We start from the raw sequence: 21,148 nt of genomic DNA, 5'->3' as shown, positions 1-21,148 counted from the left end.
CTCGTTATGAAAGCCTTCCCCAAGCTCATCGCTGCCGCCCTGGTGGGCGCGTTTGCTTTGCTGGCCGCCCCGGCCGCCCGCGCCCAGGTGGGGGTCAGCGTCAACGTTGGCATTCCGGCCTGGGGGCCCCAGGTGCCCTACGGCACGCAATACTACTACATCCCCGAAATTGACGGCTACTACGACCTGTACACGCAGCAATACATTGTGTACCAAGACGGCTACTGGGTGCCGCTACCCGAGCTCTACGGTTACGACCCCTACCAGTTCCACCCCGTCGTGGTTGGCTACCGCGGCAACCAACCCTGGCTGCAAGGCGCGTACTACCACGCCCGCTACCCCTACCGCCCCTACGCACCCTACAGCGGTGGCGGGTACTACGCCGGCCGCCCCGGCTACGGCCGCCCGGGTTATGGCGGGTACTACGGCCGCCCCGGCTATGGCGGGGGTTATGGCCGCCCCGGCTACGGCTATGGCGGGCGCTACGGTGACCATCGCAGGGGCTACGGCGAACGCGGCGACCATGATAACCGCGGGGGCTACGGCAGCGGCTACGGCTACGGTGACCGCAGGGATTACGGTGACGACCGCGGAGAGAACTACAGCGGCAACCGCGGAGAGAACTACAGCGGCAACCGCGGAGAGAACTACAGCGGCAACCGCGGAGAGAACTACAGCGGCAACCGCGGAGAGAACTACAGCGGCAACCGCGGCGGCTTTGATAACCGCGGCGGCCAGTACCCCGGCGGGGGCAACCCCGGTTCGGGCGAGAACAACGGTCCCGGCCAGGGCTCCCAGGGCGGCCGCAACAACGGCGGCTTCGACCCAGGTCACGGCGGCGGGCCGGGCACGGGGCCCCAGGGCGGGCGCGGCCCCGGCCAAGGCCCGCAGGTCGGCGGAAGCCCGGGCCCGGGTCGTGGCGATGGCGGCAACCGCGGCGATGGTGGTAACCGCGGCGATGGTGGCAGGGGGCCCGGCCGCGGGGGCCGCTAGGCGTTAGAGTCCCTGACCAAAAAAGCTGGTCAGGGCCCAGCGTGGCTGGCACTGAGTGGTGTATATAAAGAAATGTGAGTATTTTGCGACCTCCTCAACCCCAGCTCTATGAGGTTTTTATTACGCTTTTTCTTAATTGTTGTGCTGGGCGGTGGCTTGCTGGCCAGCGCACTGCCCGCCCGGGCGCAGATCAACGTCACCATCCACCAGCCCGCCTGGGGCCCCCAGGTACCCTCCGGCACACGGTACTACTACATCCCCGAAATTAATGGCTTCTACGATTTGTATTCTCAACGGTACATCGTGCGCCGCAACGGTCGTTGGCTGACGTTCATTACTCTGACTGGCTACAACCCTTACTATTTCCACCCGGTACCGGTGGATTACCGGGGCCGCCAACCTTGGCGCTACGTGGACACTTACCGCGCCCGTTACCCGCGGCCCATTCAACCCCCGCGGCCCATTCAACCCCCGCGGCCCATTCAACCCCCGCGGCCCATTCAACCCCCGCGGCCCATTCAACCCCCGCGGCCCATTCAACCCCCGCGGCCCATTCAACCCCCGCGGCCCATTCAACCCCCGCGGCCTACCCAACCCTCACGTCTAACTCAGCCGCGCCCTCAGCGCTAACGTAGTAGCAGCGGGTTCACTTCTTCTTCCCATTTTCCCATGAACTCTCGCACCTATCTGCTCATTTCTGCTTTGTTGGGCGGCTTTTCGCTGGCCGCCGCTCCGCCAGCCCAGGCTCAGATCAACGTTAATGTGAACATTGGGCGGCCCGCCTGGGGCCCCGCCGTACCACAGGGTGCCCAATATTATTACCTCCCCGAGGTTGATGGATACTACGACCTGCAAGCCCAACAATACATCGTACTGCGCAACGGCCGGTGGCTACCGGTGGCCGCGCTCAACGGCTACGATCCTTATCGATTCCACCCGGTGGTACTCGATTACCGCGGCCGCCAGCCCTGGGCGTATGTGGGAGCCCACCGCGACCGGTACCGCCCGGTGGTGTACAACCCGGGCCCGCCCCGGGGCTTACCCCCTGGGCAAGCCAAGAAGATTTACCACCAAGGATATTACGAGGGCTACGGCCTGCCGCCCGGCCAAGCCAAAAAAGTTTACCGCGCCGGCTACGACGACGGCCGGAACCACGACAATGGCCACCGAGACCATGACAATGGCCACGGCCGAGACCACGACAATGGCCGGGACCGCGACTAACGCTAACCCGTTCGGCTAAACAAAAAAACCGCCGGCAGGGGCGGTTTTTTTTTGTGGGCTTGCCCAGCGTGGGGCCCCGGCTAGTTGGTGGCGGGGGCCCAGCTCATACCCTCGTGCGTATCGGCCAGGGCGGGTAGCTGGCCCTGCTCCAGACGCTCGGCGAAATGAATCATATCGGCGTCGCGGTTCATGCTGGCGGCGGCGATGATGCGGCCGTCCAGCACGTAGAGGGCCAGGAAATCCTGCTGGGCCACGTCGCCGTGGTAAATGATTTCGTCCCATTTTTCGGCGTGGCCAGCGTAGCGCAGGCTCTTGCCGTACTGCTGCGTCCAAAAGTACGGTGCGGCGGTGAAGGCTTCCCGCTGGCCCAGCATGTTGCGGGCCGCCGTGCGGCCGTGCTGCTGGGCCACGCGCCAGTGCTCGATGCGCGTGGGCACGCCGGGGGCCCCCAGCGGGAACCGGGCAACGTCGCCAGCGGCGTACACATTCTCAGCGGCTTGCAAGTAAGTATCCACGGCCAGGCCGCCGTCTTTTTCCAGCAAAAAAGCCTCCTGCAAAAACTCGGTAGCCGGGCGCACGCCCACGCCCAGCACCACGGCATCGGCGGGCAGTACGCGGCCGGTTTTCAGCTGCACGCCCGTCACGCGGCCGGCTTCGCCCAGCAGGGCCGTTACCTCGGCTTCGGGCTCGAAATGCACGCCTTTCTCCTCGTGCAGGGCCCGGAACATGGCCCCGATTTCGGGCCCCAGCACCCGGGCGAAGGGCACCTTGTCCTGGGCCACCACCGTCACGGCGCGGCCTTCGCCCACGAGGCTGCTGGCCGCTTCCATCCCAATGAAGCTGGAGCCGATAACTACTATCTGCTTAGCGTCTTTGGTGGCCGCCAGGATGGCGTCGGCATCGGCCTGGGTGCGCAGCGGCAGCACACCGGCCAGTTCGTGGCCAGGCAGTTTGGGCAGGCGATTAGGGGCCCCGCCGGGAGCCAGCAGCAACTGGTCGTAGCGCAGCGGCGGATGGCCCGCCAACTGCAACTCCTGCCGCGCCAGGTCGAGGCCGGTGGCGCGGGTACCCAGCTGCAAATCAATGCGGTGCTTTTCATAAAAATCGGGCTCGCGCAGGGGCAGCGCCGCCGGCTTAGCCTTGCCCGCCAGGTAAGGCTTGCTGAGCTTGGTGCGGTCGTAAGGCGCTTTCTCGTCGGCCGATACCAGCACGATTTTCCCCGCGAAGCCCTCGTGGCGCAGGGTTTGGGCGGCGTACTGGCCGGCCGCCCCGCCGCCTACCAGCACGAACGTGCGCGCATCGGCGGGGGCCCCGGGGGTATCGGCGGGCGGCGTGCCGCCCACTTCCGCCGTGGGCGTGGCGCTGGAGTTATCAGTACTGGCGGCGGGCTTCCTGGGCACTTGCACCAGCACGCGCCCGTCGGCCTCGCGCACGGCAAAGGCGGGCAGGTCGTCCAGAGCCGGCGGCTCACAGAGGCTGCCGTCCTTCGCCCGGAAGCAGGCGTGGTGCCAGGGACACACAATTTTGCCGTTTACGAGCTGGCCCTTGGCCAGTGGGGCCCCGTAGTGCGGGCAGTGCGCGGCAAAAGCGTGCACCTCGCCCTCGTGGCGCACCAGCAGCACCTCGGGGCCCTCGTGGGGCGTGGGGAAGGATTTGAGCGCGCCCTCGGGCAGGCTAGCGGCGTCGGTCAGGTCAATTTCGGGGAGCATGGCGGGGCGGAACGAGTTTCGATTACCAACGTACCACGCGCCGCCGGGGTTAACCGCCGAGCCCAAAAAAAGCGGCCTATCGGGGGCCGCTTTTCCAGAAAACCAGCTACCCATGGGCCCTAAGTTATTCGTTGTTAGTGAGTCTACAAATTACTAACAACAATTGGCAACGAATACCTAACAACCCATTTGCTTTTGTACGGCTACCTAAAACGCCGCGTTTTTGGGGTAGCGGGGGAAGGGAATCACGTCGCGGATGTTGCCCATACCGGTCACGAACAGCACGAGGCGCTCGAAGCCCAGGCCGAAGCCGGCGTGCGGCACCGTGCCGAAGCGGCGCGTGTCGAGGTACCAGTCCAGCTCATCAGTGGGCACGTGCATTTCGGCCATGCGGGCCGTTAGCTTGTCGTAGTCTTCCTCGCGCTGCGAGCCGCCGATGATTTCACCGATGCCGGGGAACAGCACGTCCATGGCCCGCACGGTGCGCCCGTCCTCGTCCAGCTTCATGTAGAAGGCCTTGATTTCCTTGGGGTAGTTGGTGAGAATGACGGGCTTTTTGAAGTGCTTCTCTACCAAATACCGCTCGTGCTCGCTCTGCAAATCGGTGCCCCAATCGACGGGGAACTCAAATTTCTTTTTCGCCGCTTTCAGGATTTCCACTGCCTCGGTATAAGTCAGACGCTGGAAGGCGTTGTCGGTCACGGAGCGCAGGCGGTCCAGCAACTCCTTGTCGTACTGGTCGTTGAGGAACTGCAGGTCGTCGGCACATTTCTCCAGGGCATAGCGCACCAGGTACTGGAGGAAGTCCTCGGCCAGGTCCATGTTCTCCTCCAGCTCGTTGAAGGCCACCTCGGGCTCAATCATCCAGAACTCGGCCAGGTGGCGGGCCGTGTTGGAGTTTTCGGCCCGGAACGTGGGCCCGAACGTGTAGATGCTGCCCAGGGCCATGGCCGCCAGCTCGCCCTCGAGCTGCCCGCTCACGGTGAGGTTGGTTTGCTTGCCGAAAAAATCCTGGCTGAAGTCCACCGAGCCGTCCTCGGTGCGGGGCGGGTGCTCGGGCGGCAGCGTGGTCACCCGAAACATCTGGCCCGCACCCTCGGCGTCGGAGCCCGTGATGATGGGCGTGTGGACGTAGAAAAAGCCGTGGTCGTTGAAGTACTGATGGATGCCGAACGCCAGCGCGTGCCGGATGCGCAGCACCGCCCCGAACGTGTTGGTGCGGGGGCGCAGGTGGGCAATTTCGCGCAGGTGCTCCAGCGAAGTGGCCTTCTTCTGGAGCGGGTAGGTTTCGGGGTCGGCCTTGCCGAGCACGGTGATTTCAGCGGCCTGAATCTCAACTGCTTGACCCTTGCCCTGCGAGGCCACCAGCTGGCCCCGGATGGCCACGCTGGCGCCGTTGGCCACGTCCTTTAGACTTTCCTCGGGAAACAACTCGGCGTTGGCCACCGCTTGGATGGTGTGGATGGTGGAGCCGTCGTTGACGATGATGAACTGCACGTATTTGTTGCCGCGGCGCGAGCGCACCCAGCCTTTGACGAGCACTTCGCGGTCGAGCTCCTGGCTGGCCAGCAGGCTCTGAACTGTAGACCGTTTGAGGGACATAGTGGTAAAAGAAAGCAGAATACCGGGTAAAGGTAGGGCCCCCGCGGCGAGGCCAAACTTCATCCATCGCCGGGGCCCCTACGTATTTATGTGGTACGTCCTTCGCCCCGCCCGCTACTTTTGCCCTTATGCAACGCCTCGATTTAAAACAGCTACTCTCGCAAAAGCTCAGCCCCCAGCAAATTCAGTTCATCAAGCTGCTGCAAATCCCGACGGCGGAGCTGGAAACGCGCATCAAAGAGGAAATGGAGGTGAACCCCGCCCTGGAGGAAGGCGACAACGACGAGCCCGAGGACCAGGACAGCGGCGACGACGACGACCGCGACGAAGCCGATGCCGACGACCCGGACGCCGAGTTCGACAGCGACAACAGCACGCTCGACGAAGATTTTGAGGAGCCCGCCAACGTGGACGACTACAACGGCCCCGCCGAGGCACCGCCCGAGCCCGAGCCCGCCAAGGAAGAGGGCCCCGACAACACCGACCTCGACCTGAGCGACTACCTCAACGACGACGAGATTGCGGGCTACAAGATGCAGGGCGACGGCCCCGGCGAGGAGGAGGAGCGCGAAATGCCCCTGGCCGACACTAGCGGCTCGCTCCTGGATTCGCTACTCGACCAGCTGCACTTCACCCAGCTCGGCGAGCGGGAGGAAGCCATTGGCCAGCAGCTCATTGGTTCGATTGATGGCGACGGCTACATCCGGCGCGACCTGGCCGCCATTGCCAATGATCTGGCGTTTTCGCAGAACCTGGAGGTGGCCGTGCCCGAAATTGAGGCCGTGCTGCGCGTGGTGCAGGGCTTCGACCCCGCCGGCATTGCCGCCCGCGACCTGCCCGAGTGCCTGCTGTTGCAGCTGGAACGCCGCCCCCAGGACGCCACCACCGCGCACGCCGAGCAAATCATCGGCACCTTGTTCGACGAGTTCAGCAAGAAGCACTACGCCCGCATCCAGCAGAAGCTGGACCTGGAGGACGGCGAGCTGAAGGAAGCCGTGGGCCTGGTCCTCAAGCTGAACCCCAAGCCCGGCGGCTCGGGCCCCACGGGCCCCGGCAAAACGCAGTACCTGATGCCGGACTTCATCCTTGCCAACGACAACGGCGAGCTGAGCCTGACGCTAAACGCCCGCAACGCCCCCGAACTGCGCGTGAGCCCGGCCTACACCGAAATGTTCCGGACCTACGACAAGGCCGCGAAGAAGGACCAGAAGATGAAGGAAGCGGTATCTTTTGTCAAGCAAAAATTGGATTCTGCCAAGTGGTTCATCGACGCCATCCGGCAGCGGCAGAACACGCTGCTGCGCACCATGAACGCCATTGTGGGCTTGCAGCGCGACTTCTTCATCGAGGGCGACGAAACCAAGCTGCACCCGATGATTTTGAAGGACATCGCCCTGCAAATTGGCATGGATATTAGCACCGTGAGCCGGGTAGCCAACTCTAAATCAGTACAAACTGAATTTGGTATCTATCCATTAAAATATTTCTTTTCGGAAGGAATTGCCACCGACTCGGGCGAGGACGTGTCGAGCCGCGAGGTAAAAAGCATCCTCAAGGATTTGATCGGCAAGGAGAACAAATCGCACCCGCTGGCCGACGACAAGCTGGAGAAGATGCTGAACGCCAGGGGCTACAACATTGCCCGGCGCACCGTGGCCAAGTACCGCGAGCAGTTGAACATCCCGGTGGCGCGGCTGCGCAAGGAATTATAGCCCGCCGAGTGGCTCCGGGGCCCTACATTTACGGCAGCTATTGGTACTTTCCCGCTATGCCCTCTCGTTATGGTTGCTGCCTCTACCCTCCCGCCCACCGCGGCTGACACCCTGGCCGAACTGCGCGCCGAGCTGGCCACCGAGCGCGCGCAGCGCTGCCGGGCCGAAGCCGAAACCATCCACCTGCGCCTGACGGCCCACCTGGCCGAGCGCAGCTCCAACGCGCTGGTGCGCCTGGGCCCGGAGGGCCAGTTGCAGTACGCCAACGATGCCTCGTTTCGGGTACCCGAGCTAGTAGGGGGCCCCGGCACGCCCGTGCGGCAGTGGATGAACGACACGGCCGCCGCAGTATGGGCCGCCGGCGAATCGAGTGAGCACGAGTTGGACGTGGCCGGGCACAACTTTTTGGTATGCGTGGTGCCGGTGCAGGAGGAGGGCGAGGTGTACACGCTGTTCTACCTCACCGACGTGACAAAGCTGCAGGCGGCCGAAACTGAGCTGCGCGAACAGCATACCTTTTACGAGGCCTTGCTCCGACACATGCCGGCCGCCGTTTCGGTGCTCGACGTTGAGCAGCGCCTAACCTACCGCAACCCGGCCGGCAATGCCCTCCGCCAACAGGCTGGGCTGGGCCACACATTTGGCGAGTTTTGCCAGGCGAATGACCTCCCCGCGGCCCTGGCCGAGCGGCGCAAGCGCATGTTCCAACGGGCGGTAGCCCAGCGCACCGGCGTGGACTGGGAAGAAGAGTGGCCAGGCGTTGATGCCGGGCCGCCGGTACACTGGCTGCGCTCGTACCAGCCCGTGTTTCACGCCGATGGGGCCCTGCGCGTAGTCATCAGCTACGGGCTGGACGTGACCGGCCGGCGCCGGGCCGAAGCCCAGGTGCGGGCCAGCGAAGCGGCGGTGGCGGCCCAGCAGGCCTTCGTGGCCCAAGTGCTCGACCTCAACCCCAACCTGATTTACGTGCGCAAGCCCCAGGCCGAAGTGGTGTTTCAAAACCGGGCCATGCTGGAGCTACGCCAATTGGTGAAGCAGCTGGCGACCACGGCCACGGCCTCAGAAGGCATTCCGCACGAGGAGCGCGCCTCGTTCGACCACTCCGATGCCGAGGTGGTGGCCCTGGGCCGCCCGCTGATGGTGTCGGACCGCCTCACGCTGCCCAACGGCGAAGTGCGCTGGTACCAGTCGATGAAGTGCCCGCTGGTGCAGCCCGACGGTACCGCCCACGTGTTGTGCGTGAGCACCGACATCACGACCCTGAAAGCCGCCCAGCTGGCGGCCGAAGCGGCGGCCACGGCCCGCGAGAACTTCCTGGCCAACATGAGCCACGAGATTCGTACACCGCTGCACGGGGTGCTGGGCATGGCCTCGCTGCTGGCCAAAACCCCACTCGATGCCGACCAGCAGCGCTTCGTGGGCACCATCCAGCACACGGGCCAGCACCTGCTCTCGGTGGTGAACGACGTGCTCGACATGGCCAAGATTACCTCGGGGCAGCTGGAGCTGGAGCAAACTGCGTTCAACCTGTGCGAGAGCATGTTTGATGCCGTGCAGCCCCTGGGGGTGCTGGCCCAGCAGAAGGGCATTACGGTGCAGGGCACGCGCCTGAGCGAATCGTGCGCCCACCCGTGGGTGGTGGGCGACCCGTACCGGCTCAACCAAATCCTGCTCAACTTGGTGAGCAACGCCATCAAGTTCACCCCGCCAGGGGGCACCATCTCGGTGGGCGGCTTTTTTGTGGCCGAAACCACCACCACCACCACCACCGAGTTCCGGGTCACCGACACGGGTATCGGCATTGCGCCCGACAAGCTGGAGGCTATTTTCCAGGAATTTACCCAGGCCTACGCCGACACGGCCCGGCACTTTGGGGGCACCGGCCTGGGCCTAAGCATCAGCCAGGCCCTGGTGAAGCAAATGGGCGGGGCCCTGCACGTGCAGAGCGAGGTGGGCCAGGGCAGTGCGTTTACCTTCACCATCATGCTGCCCAAGGCCGCCGCTGCGCAGCAAGCCGCCGCCATTGCCCCGCCAGCAGCCATGCTGGGCCACCGGGCGGTGCGCGGCCGCCGCGTGCTGCTAGCCGAAGATAACCCGGTGAGTGCCGAAGTGGCCCAGCTGCTGCTGGCCGGCCACGGGGTAGTAGTGGACGTGGCCGCCAGCGGGGCCGCCGCCCTGGCCCTATTTGCTGCCCACGCCTACGATGCCGTACTGATGGACATTCAGATGCCCGGCATGAATGGCCTTGAAGCCACCGCCCGCCTGCGCGCCCACCCCGACCCAGTGCGGGCAGCCACACCCATCTTGGCCCTCACGGCCAACGCCTTCCGCGCCGATGCGGAGAAGTACCGCGCCGCCGGCCTCAACGATACCCTGGCCAAGCCCTACGTGGAAGCCGAACTGCTGGCCAAGCTGGCCGCCCTGCTCGGCGAGCCGCCGCCCGGCCCGGGGGCAGAAGACGCGCCGCCCGCGCCGCTGCCCCGCTGCCTGGACGCGGAAGGCCCCGGGGCCCTTTACGACCTAGTCCGGCTGCGCGAAACGGCGCACGGCAGCCTGGTGTTCATCAACCGGGTGCTGGCCGCATTCCACGCCAACACGCCGGGGGCCCTAGCCGAGTTGCGCGCCGCCCAGGCGGCCACCGACCTCGCCGCCCTGGCCGCCTTAGCCCACCGCCTGCGGCCTTCGTTGCAACTGCTGGGGGCCCAGCTCACCCCGCACCTAGCCGTGCTCGAAACCCCCGGCGTGGCGTCGGTGGACGCGCACCGGGCCGCCCGGGCCCTTGTGCAGGGCCTGGCGGCGCTGCTCCGGCACGTGCCCCAGAGTGTGCCCGCCTAAGCCAGAGCCCCAGGGGCCGTTCTTTGCCGCTATGCTTCACCTTATTTCGCGCTACGCGCTGGCGGCCGTCTTCGTGGGGGCGGGCCTGCTGCACTTTATCAAGCCCGCCACCTACCTGCGCATCATGCCGCCAGGGCTGCCCGCGCCGCTGGCCCTGGTATACGTGAGCGGCTTTTTTGAGCTAGCGGGCGGCCTGGGGCTGCTCGTCGGCGCCACACGCTGGTGGGCCGCGCTGGGCCTGGTGCTACTGCTAGTGGCCGTGTTTCCGGCCAACGTGTACATGGCCCAAATGGCCGGCCCGCTGGGCGTGCCGGCCTGGGCCGCCTGGGGCCGCTTGCCCTTGCAAGCCCTGCTGGTGTGGTGGGCGTGGGCGGCCCGGCGATGAGCCCTATCCCAACCAGGGGCCCTGATGCAGGTCAGTTAAGTATTTTATTGTAAAAGTTATATTATATAAATGGTTGATTACGGCTCACTGCGAAAAATTAGCGGCAGTATCTGGCTTGGGCGCATTTACTTATCCGGGCCCCGCGCCGCTGGCTCAGATTACAATATAATGTACTGTTAATCCGCATTATGCGGCCACCCAATTGTTGTTCTGATTACCCCACTGCGGCGGCCCGGCGCTTTGCGGGCTTGGCCAAGCTCTAGCTAAATGCACCTGGGGTAGGCCACCGTTTTAATATTTTTTTGTAGAATAGCAGAATATTCATAAAATGTCTCCACCCACAAACCTGGTTGCCAAGGCCCAGCATTTACCCAGTGGATGCCCTACCCGTGGCCAACCCGAGGGGCTGAACAACCGACCGGAGACCGGCTTGGGCCCCAGCGCGCTGCGCGGCCCAGCACCTTTTGCCTAACTCACTTGCTTCGTTCCCCCATGCCTTCCTCCCAGCACCTGCACCGCTTGGTATACCAAAGCTCGGCTACCGTGTTCCTGAGCGAAACCCAACTGGAGCCCTTGCTTATTAAATCGCGCGCTTGGAACACGGCGCACGGCCTCACGGGCCTGCTGCTTTACTGCGATGGCGAGCTGCTGCAAGTGCTGGAGGGCCCCGCCGATGAGGTGCACGCCATCTTCGCCCGCATCCGGGGCGATGCCCGCCACGCGCACATGACCAAACTGGCCGACGGCCCCGTGGACCAGCGCTGCTTCGCCGATTGGTCGATGGGCTTCAGAACCGTTAATTCGACCTACTTGGCCTCAGTAGCCGGGTATTTCGACCCTGCCCAGGTCGTAGCTACTGCCGACCTGGCCCCCGAAGACAACTGCTGCGACCTGGGCCCGTTGCTGTTCGACTTCCTAAGGGCGGACCACAGCCAGGCTCAGTAACCAGGGGCCCTACGCCCAGCGCAAATCCAGCAGCCGCAGCTGCACGTGGCGGCTGCCGCGGTACTCGTTCATTTCCAGCGTGTAGCACACATCGAAGGGGTGGCCTTCGTTGATTTGGGGCAAGTAGCCGGCCAGGCCGAAGCCGATGACTTCCACGGCGGGGCCGGGGGCGTCGGCGGCCACGAGACGAATTTTGAGGTGGCCGTTGCCCACTTCGCGGGCGCTGCCGGGCACGGCCAGCACGCGGGCCGTGGCAAACACCGGGTTGGGGTTGCCGGGCCCGAAAGGCTCCAGGGGCCGCAAATCCTGTAAGAAGCCTTCGGTGATGCGGGCCACCGGCAGCAGGGCATCAATCTCGACGGGCCGCACCAGGTGGGCCGTGGCCTGGGTGCGGGCCACCACCTCCTCGAATTGCGCCTGGAAGGCGGGCACGTTTTCGACCTTCAGGGTGAGGCCGGCGGCGGCGCGGTGGCCGCCGTACTGCTCCAGCAGCGGGGCGCAGGCCTCCAGGGCCGCGTGGATGTCGAACCCCGCCACCGAGCGCGCCGAGCCCGTGGCCTTGCCATCGCGCTGCGTGAGGATGACCGTGGGGCGGTAGTATTGGTCGAGGCAGCGCGAGGCCACGATGCCCAGCACGCCCTGGTGCCAGTGGGCCTGGTAAAGCACCGTGGCGTGGGATGTTTGCAAAGTGGGGCTGGCGGCAATCAGGGCCAGGGCCTCCTGGGTGGTGGCCTGGTCGGAGCCGCGGCGCTCTTGGTTCATGCGGTCCACCACTTCGGTGGTGTGGCGGGCCTCCTGCTGGTCGGCGGCCAGCAGCATGGCCACAGCGCGGCGGGCGTCGCCCATGCGCCCGGCGGCGTTGATGCGCGGCGCAAAGCCGAATACTAAGCTACTGAGCGTCAGGGGCCCCTCGCGCAGGGTGGCTAGCTCGCGCAGGGCGGCCAGGCCGGGGCGCAGCAAGTGCGCATCTTCGTTGAAGCAGCGCAGGCCGTGGGCGGCCAGCACGCGGTTTTCACCCGTTACAGGCACCACGTCGGCGGCAATGCTCACCGTCACCAGGTCTAGCAGGTCGTAGAGAAACGCTGTGTCGCGGCCCAGGCGCTGGCCCAGGCCCTGCATCAGCTTGAAGCCCACGCCGCAGCCCGACAAATCCTTGTAGGGGTAGCAGCAGTCTTTGCGCTTGGGGTCGAGCACGGCCACGGCGGCGGGCAGCTCGTCGCCAGGCAAGTGGTGGTCACAAATGATGAAATCGACGCCCTTGGCCGCGGCGTAGGCCACCGGCTCCAGGGCCTTGATGCCGCAGTCGAGGGCCACAATCAGGCCGAAGCCTTCAGCGGCGGCCACGTCCACGGCGGTATGGCTGATGCCGTAGCCCTCGGTGTAGCGGTCGGGGATGTAGTCGCGCAGCCGCTCGGCCCCAAACAGAGGCGTGAGGTAGCTGATGACCAGCGCCACCGACGTGATACCGTCCACGTCGTAGTCGCCCAGCACGAGCACTTTTTCGCCCGTTTCCAGGGCCCGCACGAGGCGGTCCACGGCCAGGTCCATGTCGCGCAGCAGGAACGGGTCGGGCAGCTGGCGCAGGTCAGAGTAGATGAACGCGGCGGCGGCTTCGGGGGTATCGAGGCCGCGCTGCACGAGCAGGGCCCCTACTTCGGGCCCTACGGGCAGGGCCTCGGTAATGGCCAGAACCAGCGCCGGGTCGGGAGCCGGCGCAAAGTTCCAGCTTTTGGCGGCGGGTGGTGGCATTAAGGGTAGGTTATGCGGAAGGACTATCGGACGAAAGTACGCCCAAACCCCCGCCCGGAATGCGGGTGTACCTTTACCCGGGGCCCTGCCAGCCCCCGCCTCCGCCATGTCCAAGCTCCGCGACTTCTACCGCCGCTACCGCCAGTACATCCTCTCCGATGGACTGATGTACGTGGTTTTCATTGTGTTCCTGGCGCTGCTGTTCGTATTTTTCGGGTAGCCGGGCGCACTCAGGGGCTGCGCCGGGCTGCCGGATTTTCGCCAGCTGCCCGGTTATCTCCAGCCTGGGTATTGCAAGGCAGCGGCAAGCGTCCAGCCTGAAGATAGCCGGGCAACGGTAGCAACGATTAGCGGGCAGCCGGCGGAAAAGCCGGCAGCCCGCCGCGGCCCGCGCCAGGGCCCCTACTGCGCCAAACCTTACTGCACAGCGTCACCGCGCAGTTTACGGAAGCGCTTGCGGGCCTCGGCCACGTAGATGCTGCCGGGGTACTTGGTCAGCACCTGCTCGTAAAGGGCCTGGGCCTTGGGCCGGTCCTTGAGGTCTTCTTCCTGAATGCGGGCCAGTAAAAACAGCGCGTCGTCGCTGAGCACGCCGTTGGCCGGGCCAGCCAGCAGGCGGTCGAGGGTAGCGGTGGCGGCCGGGAAGTCGCCCATGCGCCGCTGCAACTGGGCCTTGAGGTAATAGGCATTGTCGCTGAGCGAGTGGCCGGGGTACTTGGCCAGCAGCGCATCGAGGCCGGCCACGGCGGCGGGCAGCTTGTTCTGGAACACAAGCTGCTCGGCGGCGGCGTAGTCCTTCAGGGCCAGCCCCAGGGTGTCCTCCACCGTGTTGGTGGCGATAAGCAGCGAGAGCTGCATAGCGTCGTTGGCAATTTCGCGGGTCGTGGCTTCCTTCAGGATGTCCAGGTGGCTCTGGGCCAGCTTAAAATCGCCGGCGAAATAGCTCAGGCGGGCGTTGCGCAGCTTGGCTTCGTAGCCCAGCGGCGAGTCGCGCTCGGTTTTTTCCACCTGCGAATACAGCAGCGTGGCCTCCCAGGGCTCGGCGCGCAGCAGGTACAGGTCGCCCAGGGTCAGCTTGGCCTCGTCCACCAGGCCGGTGGGAGCCTGGGGCTGGTCGACGACGGCCTGGAGCAGCCCCATGGCCTTGGCCTGGTTGCCGAGCTGGAAGGCGTAGAGATCGGCCAGGCGGCGGCGTACCTGGGCGGCCTCGGGGGCCCTCCCCAGCTCGGCCAGCAGCTGCTCGTACTCGGTGGCCAGGGCCCGCACCTGGGCCTGGTCCACGGGGTAGGTACTGCGCACCTGGTCTTCGCGGGCCGACAGGCGGCCCTGCCGGGCTACGTTGTAGAGGGGCCCCGTGCGATACTCTTTCAGCACGTAGTCGTAGCCGGCCAGGGCGCTTTCGAAGTCCTTGTTTTGCTGAGCGATGGCGGCCACGTTCAGCACCCGGCTGCCCTGGGTGCGCCCGCGCCGGTCGAGGGCCCGGGCCTGCATCAGGGCCCCCACAAAGTCGTGGCGCTGCACTTGCAGCCACAGCAGCAGCTCGGCGTAGGCGGCCTGCTCGGGGTGCTGCTGCACGGCACTAAGCAGCTGCTTTTCGAGGGCGTCGAAGTCCTTTTCCTCCCGCAGCGCGTTCTGGAGCATGTTGCGCACGTAGGGTAGCTGCTGCTCGTCCTGCTGCACCAGGCGCAGGGTTTCGGCTAGCAGCTTGTCCTGCTGCTGGCTTTGGGTGTAAAGCTGGATGAGCTGGGACCCGTACTCGGTTTCGTTGCGGGCCAGGGCCCGGCCGCGCAGGTAGGTTTTTTCGGCCCAGGCCGGCAAGCTGCGCCGACTGAATTCAGCCGCCACGGGGCCCACCTGATTGGGGGCCAGCTGGTTCACCACGCGCTGCCACTGCTTGTCGGCCCCAGCAGTTTCGCCGGCCGCTTGCAGGGCCCCGCCCAAGGCCACGCCGTAGGTGGCGTCGTCGGGGTGCAGCTTCACGGCTTTTTTAGCCAGCTTCTCGGCGTCTTTGTAGCGTTTGAGGTCCATCAGGGCCTGCACGTAGAGCGGGAACAGCTCGGTGCTAGTTTGCTGCTCGGCGGGCAGCCGCTCCAGCAGGAATACAGCCTTTTCGGGCTCGCCCCGGCGGGCGTAGTCCTTCACGAGGGCGGGGCCGTCGGCGGCCCCCCCGCTCTGGGGGCCCTGGGCGCGGGCCGGGGCGGCGAGTAGCAAGGCCGCGCTCAGCAGCAGAAGGGACGGACGCATGGCAGGGTACGGGTAGTGCAGGCTCTTAACGCCCGCCGGGGCTGGGTTCGTTCATCCCGGGCCAGCCCCGGCGGACGCGAAAGTTAGCGCGTTTCGGGGCCCCGTACGGCCCCCCCCGCGTTCCGGGGTCTGACCCCGGCTTTCCACCCAAAAAGCCCGGGCCGCCGGGCAAAAAGCCCAGCGTTCCACCTAAAAAGCCTGGTGCGCCACCCAAAAAGCCCGGGCCGCCGCCTAAAAAGCCCGGGCTGCCACCTAAAAAGCCCGGCCTGCCAAGCCTTTTGCCCGGCGGGCCGAGCTTTTTGGGTAGAACGCCGGGGTCGACAACTCTTGGGCGGCGGGCGCGAAGCCCAGCGCCCGCCGCCCGGAAGAAATAATAGTAGGACTTACGCAAAGGCTCTTATGGCGCGGAGCAGGGCCCCGCGCCATAAGAGCCTTTGCGTAAGTCCTAAATAAAAAAGGACCACCCCCGGAGGAGCGGCCCTTTCGTAACCAATAGATTGGCCGCTTAGAAGAACTTCGCGCGGTTGTCTTTCACGTTGGCGTGGGCCTTGATAGCCTCGTAGATCAGGCCATCCTGGCGGCTGCTGCGCTGCTGCGCCAGCTGCTGGCGCACGGCTTTCAGGTCGGCGGCGGCGGCGGCGGGGGCCACGCTCACGGACTCCACCACCAGCACGCCTTGCTCGCCTTGCAGCGGGGCCGAGTGCTGGCCCGGCTTCAGGCCGAAGGCAGCGCCCACAGCCAAGGGCTCGAAGCCCACGTTGGGCAGCGTGCCCGTGCCCAGGGCCACGCCCTCGGCGGTGCCCACCTGGGCGATGGGGCCGTAGGCGGCGGCCAGCTGCTCGATGGCGCCGGTTTTGCCGAGCTTGGCCATAATTTGCTGGGCCTTGAGGTCGTTGCGCACCAGGGCCGACAGCTGCGGCTTGAGACCAGCCACCGTGGCTTCGCCCTTGGCCTGGGTGCCGGTGAGGGCAGCGATGACGTACTGGTCGCCAATCTCGTACACCTCGCTCACGTCGCCGATTTTGGTTTCGCCGCTGGGGCCAGCGCCGTAGGCCCAGCGCACCAGCTCGCGGGCGCTCTGCAGGTTGTTCACGCTGCGGGCGTTGCGATCGAGGTTAGGGGCCTCTTGTTTTTGCAGGGTCTTGTCCTTGGTCGTCAGCTGGCGGAAGCTGGCGAGGTCGGTGGCCTGGCCTTTCAGCTGCTGGGCGCGGGCGTAGGCGGCCTCGCGGGTGGCGTCGGTGGGCACGATGGCCTTCTTTACTTCGGCCACTTGGTAGGTCTGCTTGGTGGTCGGGGCGGTCACTTTCACCACATGGTAGCCGAATGAGGTTTCGACCGGCGTGGCCAGCAGGCCCACGGGGGCCCCCAGCACGGCTTTCTCAAACTCGGGTACCATGCGGCCCTTCGTGAACCAGCCCAGGTCGCCGCCCTGGTCCTTGGTGCCGTCGGTGCCGAACTGCCGGGCCAGCGCCGCGAAATCGGCCCCGCCCTTGATTTTGTTGATGAGGTCCTGGGCCTTGGCTTTGGCCGCGGCCTTAGCCTGGGGCGTCTGGGCCTCGGGCTTGATGAGGATGTGGCTGGCGCGGGCGGACTGGGGGCCCTCCTTCTCGCCAGTCACCTTATACAGCGAGTACGTGCCGTTCTCGGCGTAGGGGCCGTACACTTTGCCCACCGTCAGGGGCATCTGCTTGCGCAGCTCCTCGGGCAAGTCGGCGGGGCTGCGGAAGGCCTTGTTGTAGGGCTGCTCCGAGTTCATCTTCACAAACAGCGAGTCGGACGGGGCCGAGGCAAACTGCGTGGCCAGGGTGGCCATGGTGCTGCGCACGGCGGCGCTGTCCTCCTTCGAGGCCACCACCGGCACGGTGATGTACTCCACCGAGCGGCCGTCTTCTACTTTATACTGGCCCTTGTGCTTGTCGAGGTAGGCTTGCAGCTGCTCGTTGGTCACCTTCACCGCCGAGTCGGAAATGCTGGCGTAGGGCACGAACAGGTACTTCACCATAGCCTTGGTGTTCTGGTCGTCGTTGAAGCGCTTGGCTTCGGCGCTGGTCACGTACACCGAGTTCTTCAGCAGGCTGTTGTACTTGTTGGCCAGGCGGTCGGCGGGCAGGTTAGCCTCGAAATTGCGCCAGGCGGCCTGGCTTTCGGGGGGCAGCTTGTCGAGGTTTTTGAGGTACTCAACCAGCCGCGTTTTGTCGAACTGCCCGGTCTTGGGGTCTGTAAAGGCCTGCTTGATGCCGGGGTTGATGTTGTCGCCCTGCACCATGTCCACCAGCTCGTCGTCGCTCACGGCCAGGCCCAATTTATCCCACTCGGGCTGGAAGGCCAGGCGGTAGATGGTCTGGTTCCAGGCCTGGTCGCGGAGGTAGCTCAGGGCCTGGTCGTCGGGCGGGCGCTGCTGCTGGGCGGTAAACTGCTGCTTGGCCTGCTCCAGGGCGTTATTGTAGTCGGCCAGCGCTACTTTCTGGCCGGCCACTTCGCCCACCACATTGTCGTTGCCGCCAAACAGCTTGCTCTTGCCGCCCACCAGGTCGCCGCCCACAATGAAGAGCAGCATCCCGATGGCCACCGTGCCCACGGCCCAGCCCGATTTTTCCCGTATCGTGTTGATTAACGCCATTTTTTAGTTGTCAGTTGTTGGTTGCTGGTTGTCAGTTGCCGGCCGTCAGTTGTTTGCGAACAACTGACAACCAACACCTGATAACTAATTCGTAAGGTCAAAAGAGGCGCAAAATAACCAGAAATCCCCGGTTTATCCTAGCCGGGGCCCCTCAGCGCCGTCGCGGGGTGGGCTTGCCACCCTTGGGGGCCCCGCCCGGCTTGCCGCCTTTGGGCGCAGCTTTGGCGGCTTTGGCCGCCTGCTCGGCCAGCTTGGCGGCCACCGTATCCTTCTGCCGCCAATAAACTAGGGGTATCCAACAGGCCGAGGCCACCATGAAAATCCAATAATTGCGAATAATATTGTCGTAGAGCACCGTTTGGTAGATGCCGATGACCATGGCCACCACGCCCACGGCGAAGAGCACGGTGCGGAGCAGGTCTTTGTCGAATTTCATGGGCAAGGAGGGCCCCTACGGGGCCACGGACTGGTCGATGGCGAACACGCCCTCAGGCCGGGTGATGCGGTAGGAAGAGAAGTTCTGATTGGCCTTGAGGCCGTAGCCGGTGAGGCGCTCGGTGAGTGTTTCGACCCGCACGAACATGGCCGAATCGGTGTAAATCACCTGCTTGTTGCGGTCGTAGAACAGCTCCTCGGTGAAAAGCTTCTGTTGCTCGGGCACGTTGGCCACCCGCACGTCGCCGCGCATGGTGAACAGGTTTTTGGTTTGCTCCAGCTTGCCGTAGTGCGCCGTCAGGGTGTTCACTACTGACTTGTCTTTGGCGTAGAAAGTAACGGACACGCCCTTGGTATAGATTACGTCGCCATTTTCGTAGCGTTGCTCCAGCGGAGCGGTGAGGCGAATTTGGAGTCGGGCCGAATCGCTGAACAGCTCCAGCACGTTGGTGCTTTCCATGTTGGGGCCCTTGTAGATAAGCGTGGGCCCTACAGTCTTTTGCTCTTCGCAGCCCAGCAGCGCCAGCGCCAGCAAGCCGCCAGCCAGCCAGCCAGCCCCGGGGCCCCGCTGGCGCCCGGGCCGCGCACTTTGTGCCCGGGGCCCCACGGCTATTGCAGGCGGCGCTTGATGAACCACCGGTTGTTCAGCGTCACGCCAAACGTCATCTTCATGTAGTTTTCCTGCACGTTGCTGGCGCCGGTGCCGGCCGCCAGCAGGTCGGTGTTGCCACGCATGCCGTAGGTGAAGGCCAGGCTGAACGTGGTGGCTTCAAGGGGCGAGGAGGTGGGCAGCGGGAAGCCAAAGCCCCAGCTCACCGAGCGGTCGTACAGCATTTTGCCCGCGGGCTGGTAGGGCAGCTGGGCCACGTTGACGCCCAGGCGGTAGTTCACGCGCTGGAAGTAATGCTCCACCGAACCCGGGTCGGGGGTGAATTCGCCGCCCACACCGATGCGCATGGTGTTGTGCAGCGGCGTCGTGACGACGCCGAAGCTCGAAAACTTTGACCACTGCTGCTGGGCCACGTCCACGCTAGCACTCCAGTTTTTGTCGTTATCAAGGCTGATGCCCAGCTGGGCCAGGGCGGGCACCTTCACGGTGCCGTTCACGTCCTCGGTCTGCACCTTGGTACCGACCACGGTGGCCCCGTTCACGTCCTGCCGCTCCTGGGTAGTGGTGCGCCGGGCCCCCAGGTTGGCCGGGAAGCTGTACACGCCGGCCAGGTTCATGCGCAGGTCCTTGCCCAGGTTGTGGCGGTAGTGCACCCCGGCCCGGAAGTCAAAGTCGGAGTAGTGCACGTGGCGGCGGTCCAGCGTGGTTTGGCTGGCCGAGCCGTCGGCCAGCACAATGCGGGTACCCGTCGTTTCGTCCACGGTGCCAAACACATAAGCCGCCGTAAAGCCCACGTTCAGGTCGCGGGCAACGTGCACGCCCTGAGCTAGGTAAGCCCGCGAGATGCCCCCCGAACCCGAGTAGCGCGTCAGGGCTGAGTCGCGGGGGGCGCCCACGATGGTGCTGCGCACGTTGGTTTCGTAATCCACGGCGCTCAGCGGCTTCAGGCCTACGGCGGCGGCCCAGCGGCGCTTCAGCGGTATGGCCAGCGAGAGGTAGCCCAGCGTGGCACTGCCCGAGTTGGCCGAGGCCGTGTTATTTTTCACCGTTTTGTACTGTCCGTTGTACGCCGCCTCAAAGGTGGTGCGGGCCGTGTAGTAGAGCAGCGCCGGGTTCAACTCGTTCACATTGATGGCGTTGGGCGCGGCCAAGCCTACGCCGCCCATGCCCGCCTGGCGCACGCCACCGGTGTTGGGGTAGTATTCACCAATGCCGAGGCGCGAATAGGGCGAATTGCCCAGGCCCTGCGCCTGCGCCCCGCCGGCCAGCGCCGCCATCCCCCCAGCCAACAGCAACCGCCGGGCCATGTTCTTATTGTTCAACATTATAGGCTAAAATCCGGTAAAGCCCGAGCAGCACCAGTTCGGGCACAACAAAGATAGGGCCTGCCAGCCGGCTGGCTAGCAGGGGGGCGTCGCCGCCGGTCAGCAGCACGCCCAGGGCGGGGTAGTGCTGGCGGTAGGCGGTAATCAGGCCGTTGGCTTCGGCGGCGGCCCCGTTCACCACGCCGCTGAGCAGGGCCCCCACCGTAGAGTCGCCCACCAGCGGAACCGTTGCATCGGGGGGCGGCAGCGGCAGCAGCGGCAGCCGGCCAGTGAACTCGTACAGGGCCCGCAGCCGCATGCCCAGCCCCGGCCCGATGCTGCCGCCGCGGTAGGTGCCATCGGCCGTCACGAGGTCGCACTTCAGGGCTGTGCCGGCGTCGAGCACCAGCGTGTCGCGGCCTGGGCGCAGGGCGGCTGCCGCCACGGCCCCGGCCAGGCGGTCGGCCCCCAGGGTGAGGGGCGTGGCGTAGGCATTGCGCAGCGGCACGGGCGTGGCGCCGGGCGCAAACAGCAGGATGCGGCCCGGCACTAGGTCTTGCAGGCGCAAGGCCCACCGGGCCGCTTCCTCCGCCACCGACGCAATGAGTAGGTGCTGGGGGCCCCAGCGTTGCACCAGCGCATCCACCTCTTCGGCCATGAGGCCCGCCACCATCTCCCGCAACGCCGCACCTGCAAAGCAGCCCGCCTTAATGGCGGTATTGCCGATGTCGAGGACTAGGGTGTGCATTAAACTGCATGGCTAAATAGCTGTGGGTTAAAT

15 protein-coding genes are annotated in these 21,148 nt (G+C 65.4%); 6 read left to right on the top strand and 9 right to left on the bottom strand.

Annotation, left to right across the window (positions count from 1 at the left end):
- The first annotated feature begins 6 nt into the window (after positions 1 to 6).
- Entirely contained in the window at positions 7 to 993 is a 987-nt protein-coding gene (locus tag DDQ68_RS15545; RefSeq protein ID WP_109657125.1) for a hypothetical protein, read from the top strand.
- A 669-nt stretch (positions 994 to 1,662) separates the two neighbouring features.
- Positions 1,663 to 2,217 (top strand): hypothetical protein, encoded by a 555-nt coding sequence (locus DDQ68_RS15535; protein WP_109657123.1) that lies wholly within the window; start codon positions 1,663 to 1,665, stop codon positions 2,215 to 2,217.
- 80 nt (positions 2,218 to 2,297) lie between these two features.
- On the opposite strand, the gene DDQ68_RS15530 is transcribed toward DDQ68_RS15535, so the two are convergent.
- The gene (locus DDQ68_RS15530) at positions 2,298 to 3,926 is read right to left on the bottom strand and encodes an FAD-dependent oxidoreductase (protein ID WP_162550153.1); all 1,629 of its coding nucleotides are present in this window, start codon (positions 3,924 to 3,926) and stop codon (positions 2,298 to 2,300) included.
- 207 nt (positions 3,927 to 4,133) lie between these two features.
- The gene (asnS, locus tag DDQ68_RS15525) at positions 4,134 to 5,528 is read right to left on the bottom strand and encodes an asparagine--tRNA ligase (RefSeq protein WP_170121926.1); all 1,395 of its coding nucleotides are present in this window, start codon (positions 5,526 to 5,528) and stop codon (positions 4,134 to 4,136) included.
- 128 nt (positions 5,529 to 5,656) lie between these two features.
- On the opposite strand from asnS, the gene rpoN reads away from it, so the two are divergent.
- The 4 genes from rpoN (at position 5,657) to DDQ68_RS15505 (ending at position 11,405) form a co-directional block, all read left to right on the top strand.
- Positions 5,657 to 7,240: an RNA polymerase factor sigma-54 gene (gene rpoN, locus DDQ68_RS15520; protein WP_109657120.1), complete on the top strand. Its 1,584-nt coding sequence runs from the start codon at positions 5,657 to 5,659 to the stop codon at positions 7,238 to 7,240.
- A 69-nt stretch (positions 7,241 to 7,309) separates the two neighbouring features.
- On the top strand, positions 7,310 to 10,075 hold the full coding sequence (locus DDQ68_RS15515; RefSeq protein ID WP_109657119.1) for an ATP-binding protein: 2,766 nt from the start codon (positions 7,310 to 7,312) through the stop codon (positions 10,073 to 10,075).
- Between the two features lie 31 nt (positions 10,076 to 10,106).
- A complete protein-coding gene (locus DDQ68_RS15510) occupies positions 10,107 to 10,460 on the top strand; it encodes a DoxX family protein (protein WP_109657118.1) in 354 nt (117 codons plus the stop codon).
- Between the two features lie 492 nt (positions 10,461 to 10,952).
- Complete coding sequence (locus DDQ68_RS15505) at positions 10,953 to 11,405, top strand: BLUF domain-containing protein (protein ID WP_162550152.1); 453 nt, start codon at positions 10,953 to 10,955, stop codon at positions 11,403 to 11,405.
- A 9-nt stretch (positions 11,406 to 11,414) separates the two neighbouring features.
- Here the strand turns inward: DDQ68_RS15505 and recJ are convergent, their stop codons facing one another.
- From recJ to DDQ68_RS15470, 7 genes are all read right to left on the bottom strand, one after another.
- Positions 11,415 to 13,154, bottom strand: a complete 1,740-nt coding sequence (gene recJ / locus DDQ68_RS15500; protein ID WP_109657116.1) for a single-stranded-DNA-specific exonuclease RecJ — start codon at positions 13,152 to 13,154, stop codon at positions 11,415 to 11,417.
- Positions 13,155 to 13,571: 417 nt separating this feature from the next.
- Complete coding sequence (locus DDQ68_RS15495) at positions 13,572 to 15,398, bottom strand: tetratricopeptide repeat protein (RefSeq protein ID WP_109657115.1); 1,827 nt, start codon at positions 15,396 to 15,398, stop codon at positions 13,572 to 13,574.
- Positions 15,399 to 15,903: 505 nt separating this feature from the next.
- A complete protein-coding gene (locus tag DDQ68_RS15490) occupies positions 15,904 to 18,018 on the bottom strand; it encodes a peptidylprolyl isomerase (RefSeq protein WP_109657114.1) in 2,115 nt (704 codons plus the stop codon).
- A gap of 151 nt (positions 18,019 to 18,169) precedes the next feature.
- Positions 18,170 to 18,454 (bottom strand): hypothetical protein, encoded by a 285-nt coding sequence (locus DDQ68_RS15485; RefSeq protein WP_109657113.1) that lies wholly within the window; start codon positions 18,452 to 18,454, stop codon positions 18,170 to 18,172.
- A 15-nt stretch (positions 18,455 to 18,469) separates the two neighbouring features.
- A complete protein-coding gene (gene lptC / locus DDQ68_RS15480; RefSeq protein ID WP_245897067.1) occupies positions 18,470 to 19,060 on the bottom strand; it encodes an LPS export ABC transporter periplasmic protein LptC in 591 nt (196 codons plus the stop codon).
- 2 nt (positions 19,061 to 19,062) lie between these two features.
- On the bottom strand, positions 19,063 to 20,388 hold the full coding sequence (bamG, locus tag DDQ68_RS15475; protein ID WP_109657112.1) for a BamG family beta-barrel-assembly machinery protein: 1,326 nt from the start codon (positions 20,386 to 20,388) through the stop codon (positions 19,063 to 19,065).
- Entirely contained in the window at positions 20,375 to 21,115 is a 741-nt protein-coding gene (locus tag DDQ68_RS15470; RefSeq protein ID WP_109657111.1) for a type III pantothenate kinase, read from the bottom strand. Before DDQ68_RS15470 ends, bamG begins: the two co-directional genes overlap by 14 nt.
- Positions 21,116 to 21,148: the final 33 nt, after the last annotated feature.

Source organism: Hymenobacter nivis (genome assembly GCF_003149515.1).
Taxonomy (GTDB): domain Bacteria; phylum Bacteroidota; class Bacteroidia; order Cytophagales; family Hymenobacteraceae; genus Hymenobacter; species Hymenobacter nivis.
This window is presented reverse-complemented; position numbering and strand designations above follow the sequence as displayed.